The following is a 3,932-nucleotide window of genomic DNA, read 5'->3' as shown; positions in this document are numbered from 1 at the left end:
GGATGGCCCAAAAATCGAAGGTCGTGGGTGATGTCGATTTCGACGGTGCCAAAGAACGCGCCCTGGCGATTACGCCAGTGCCCAAGGGCGTCGGGCCGATGACCATCGCCTGCCTGCTGAACAACACCGTCAAGGCCTTCTGCTTGCAGAACGGTCTCGCCATTCCGGGCGGCGTCTGATGGCCGGCGGGGTCGTCATCGTCGGCGCTGGCCATGGCGGCGGCGCAGCCGCCGGGTTCCTGCGGCAGTACAGTTACGAGGGCGACATTACCCTGATTGGCGCCGAACCCTATCTCCCCTACCAGCGCCCGCCGCTGTCCAAGGCGTGGCTGAAGGGCGATGCCCGCCTGGACGATGTGTACTTACGAAATGAAAACTTCTATCCAGATCAAGGCATTGCAACGCGATTAAACACACGTGCTAACGCCATTTCGAACGGAAGTGTCGCCTTGAGCGACGGCGAAAACCTTCCGTTCGATCATCTGATCCTGGCCACAGGCTCCAAGGCCCGCCCCTTCGACATTCCCGGCACCCAGACGGTACCACATCATCTGCTCCGCTCGCTGGACGATGCCGAACGACTGAAAGGCGCGCTGCAGCCAGGACATCGCATCGGCCTGATCGGCGCAGGCTATGTCGGCCTGGAGGTCGCCGCATCGGCTCGTCATCTCGGGTGCGAAGTCACCCTGTTCGAACGTGAGCCGCGCATACTGGCCCGCGTCGCGTCGCGCGCTCTGTCGGACTTCTTCACCGACATGCATCTGGGCCGCGGCGTACGTCTGGTCACAGAAGCCTTCGTCACGGAACTGTCCCTGGGCGCCGGCGACGAAAAAATCGTGCACCTTGCGGATGGCCGTACCTACGCCTTCGACCTGCTGCTCGTTGGCATCGGCGCCCTGCCGGCCGACGACCTGGCCCAGGCCGCCGGGATCGCCTGCGCCAACGGTATTGTGGTCGATACCGAGGCGCGCACCTCGGCGCCTGACGTTTTCGCCATCGGGGACGTCACCTCGCGCACCCTGCCCTTCTATGACGGCCGCTTTCGGCTGGAAAGCGTACCCAATGCGCTGGAGCAGGCCAAACAGGCCGCCGCCGCGATCACCGGCTACAAACCGCCGGTGGTCGAGACACCTTGGTTCTGGTCGGATCAGTATGAGTTCAAGCTCCAGATCGCCGGGTTGCTACGTCCCGAGACCCACGCGGTTGTCCGTGGCGATCCCGCGACGGGATCGTTCAGCGTCTTTCATCTCGACGGCGGCAGTCGCGTTCTGACGGCAGAATGCGTCAATCGCCCGGCCGATTTCATGTCCGCCAAGCTGCTCATCGCCAAGGGCATTACCGTCGACGCAACGGTCATCGCCGATGCGGAAGCTTCGCTGAAACCCTATTTGGCAAAATAGTTCTTTCGCAGCGCACAAAATTGCGCTTAATTCGCCCCGAAAGCGAACACGCAGACTTTCAACGATCGTTTAAAATCTGCGTGACTTCGCCTGACAAAGCCATTACACGACCTCAGAACATAAGAGGGACCTGATGCCGACACCCACCTCCCCCAAAGTCTTCGCCGACGCTAAAGCCGCGCTCGAAGGCCTGACGTTCGACGGCATGACCGTCATGTCTGGCGGCTTCGGCCTGTGCGGTATTCCGGAGAACCTGATTGCCGCCCTGCGCGACAGCGGCGCCACCGGATTGACCGTCATCTCCAACAATGCCGGCGTCGACGGCTTCGGCCTCGGTCAGCTTCTGACCACCCGCCAGATCCGCAAGATGATCAGCTCCTATGTCGGTGAAAACAAGGAATTCGAGCGGCAGTATCTGGCTGGTGAGCTGGAACTCGAATTCAATCCGCAGGGCACCCTGGCCGAGCGTATCCGCGCCGGCGGCGCCGGCATTCCGGGCTTCTACACGGCTACAGGCGTCGGTACGATCGTAGCTGACGGCAAGGAGACCAAGGACTTCAACGGCCGCCAGTATGTGCTGGAAACCGGCCTGGTCGCCGATCTGAGCATCATCAAGGCGTGGAAGGGCGATACCCGCGGCAACCTGGTCTTCCGCAAGACCGCGCGCAACTTCAACCCGATGATGGCCACGGCCGGCAAGGTCTGCGTCGCCGAGGTTGAGGAGATCGTGCCGGTCGGATCGCTCGATCCCGACAACATCCACACGCCCGGCATCTATGTCGACCGCATCGTGCAGGCGACCTTTGAGAAGCGGATCGAACAACGTACAGTTCGCGCCAAGGAGACCATCTGATGCCCTGGAGTCGTGATCAATTAGCAGAACGCGCGTCTAAGGAATTGCAGGACGGCTACTACGTCAATCTGGGCATCGGCATTCCGACCCTGGTCGCCAACTACATCCCCGAAGGCATGACCGTCACCTTCCAGTCGGAAAACGGCATGCTGGGCATGGGCCCCTTCCCGTTCGATGATGAAGTCGACCCCGACCTGATCAATGCCGGCAAACAGACCATCACCGAACTGGACGAGACGGCCTACTTCTCATCGTCGGACAGCTTCGCCATGATCCGCGGCGGACATATCAACCTGACCATTCTCGGCGCCATGGAAGTGGCTGAAAACGGGGACATCGCCAACTGGATGATCCCGGGCAAGCTGGTCAAGGGCATGGGCGGCGCTATGGACCTGGTCGCCGGGGTCAAGAAGGTCGTGGTCGTCATGGAGCACGCCAACAAGCACGGCGAGTCCAAGGTGCTGAAGGCCTGTACCCTGCCGCTGACCGGTACGCGGGTGGTCAATCTGATCATCACCAATTTGGGCGTTTTTGACGTCAAGCCGGACGGTTCCGGCCTGGTGCTGATTGAACTGGCACCCGAGGTGACCCTGGAGGAAATCGCCGCCAAGACCGAAGCGGCCTATGAGGTCGCTTTGCGCGGTTGATGCGGCAAATCGGCGCTTTGCGGTGGCAGCGTAGCGGTTTATAGCGGCGTCATGACCCAAGCTGCCCTTTCCACCGAAACCCTGACCGACCGCCAGACTGCGGCGGCGGCCTGGTTCCGCTCACTGCGCGATCAGATCTGCGCGGCGTTCGAAGCCCTCGAAGACGAGGCGCCGGCCTCACTCTATGACGGCAACGCCGGCCGATTCGTACGCACGCCCTGGGACCGCGCTGAAGGCGGCGGCGGTGAAATGTCGATCATGAAAGGCCGCCTGTTCGAGAAGGTGGGCGTTCACATCTCGACCGTCCACGGCACCTTCTCGCCAGAGTTCGCCAAGTCGATTCCCGGCGCGGCCGAGGATCCGCGCTTCTTCGCCACCGGCATCTCGCTGATTGCCCACATGCACAATCCGCATGTACCGGCCGTGCACATGAACACGCGATTTATCACCACGACGACGGATTGGTTCGGTGGTGGCGCGGATTTGACGCCCTTGATGGCAGCGGACCGGCATCAGGATGCCCCCGACGCCGTGGCGTTCCACAACGCCTTCAAGGACGCGTGCGACCGCTTCGATCCGACCTATTACGAGCGCTTCAAGGCATGGTGCGACGAATATTTCCACCTGCCCCACCGCAATGAACCACGCGGGGTCGGCGGAATCTTCTACGACCACCTCAACAGCGGCGACCACGATACCGACTTCGCTTTCACCCAGGCGGTAGGCCAGGCGTTCCTCGCCACCTATCCGCAGATCGTGCGCGACCGGTTGAGCCAGGCCTGGAGCGAGGATGAACGCGAGGCGCAACTGGTCCAGCGCGGCCGTTACGTCGAGTTCAACCTGCTGTATGACCGCGGCACCCTGTTCGGACTGAAGACCGGAGGCAATGTCGCCTCGATCATGTCATCCATGCCGCCCGTGGTGAAATGGCCTTAAGGCCCCGTTGGAAACTAATCGAATCGGCGCGAATCATGATTTTCATGACTTTGCGCGATGGCATCCGAACTCATTAAGCGATTATTTTCCAACAGAC

Annotated in this window: 4 protein-coding genes and 1 pseudogene; all 5 read left to right on the top strand. The window is 61.5% G+C overall.

Annotated features, from left to right (window positions below; genetic code table 11):
- Window positions 1-179: pseudogene (locus ABI_RS24545) on the top strand (bifunctional methylenetetrahydrofolate dehydrogenase/methenyltetrahydrofolate cyclohydrolase); the annotation flags it as partial.
- A complete protein-coding gene (locus ABI_RS15570; protein ID WP_006273995.1) occupies window positions 179-1,399 on the top strand; it encodes an NAD(P)/FAD-dependent oxidoreductase in 1,221 nt (406 codons plus the stop codon). The pseudogene ABI_RS24545 and the gene ABI_RS15570, both read left to right, overlap by 1 nt.
- Before the next feature lie 133 nt (window positions 1,400-1,532).
- Window positions 1,533-2,252, top strand: coding sequence for a CoA transferase subunit A (locus ABI_RS15565; protein ID WP_006273994.1), 720 nt, complete (start codon window positions 1,533-1,535; stop codon window positions 2,250-2,252).
- A complete protein-coding gene (locus ABI_RS15560) occupies window positions 2,252-2,899 on the top strand; it encodes a 3-oxoacid CoA-transferase subunit B (protein ID WP_006273993.1) in 648 nt (215 codons plus the stop codon). Before ABI_RS15565 ends, ABI_RS15560 begins: the two co-directional genes overlap by 1 nt.
- Before the next feature lie 51 nt (window positions 2,900-2,950).
- Window positions 2,951-3,835, top strand: coding sequence for an oxygen-dependent coproporphyrinogen oxidase (hemF, locus tag ABI_RS15555; RefSeq protein WP_006273992.1), 885 nt, complete (start codon window positions 2,951-2,953; stop codon window positions 3,833-3,835).
- Window positions 3,836-3,932: the final 97 nt, after the last annotated feature.

Origin of the sequence: Asticcacaulis biprosthecium C19 (genome assembly GCF_000204015.1) — a bacterium.
In the GTDB taxonomy this organism is placed as follows: domain Bacteria; phylum Pseudomonadota; class Alphaproteobacteria; order Caulobacterales; family Caulobacteraceae; genus Asticcacaulis; species Asticcacaulis biprosthecius.
This window is presented reverse-complemented; position numbering and strand designations above follow the sequence as displayed.

Excerpts from the sequence above, each read along its gene's own strand:
- ABI_RS15565 (WP_006273994.1), top strand. The coding sequence starts at position 1,533 with ATGCCGACACCCACCTCCCCCAAAGTCTTCGCCGACGCTAAAGCCGCG.
- hemF (WP_006273992.1), top strand. The coding sequence starts at position 2,951 with ATGACCCAAGCTGCCCTTTCCACCGAAACCCTGACCGACCGCCAGACT.
- ABI_RS15570 (WP_006273995.1), top strand. The coding sequence starts at position 179 with ATGGCCGGCGGGGTCGTCATCGTCGGCGCTGGCCATGGCGGCGGCGCA.
- ABI_RS15560 (WP_006273993.1), top strand. The coding sequence starts at position 2,252 with ATGCCCTGGAGTCGTGATCAATTAGCAGAACGCGCGTCTAAGGAATTG.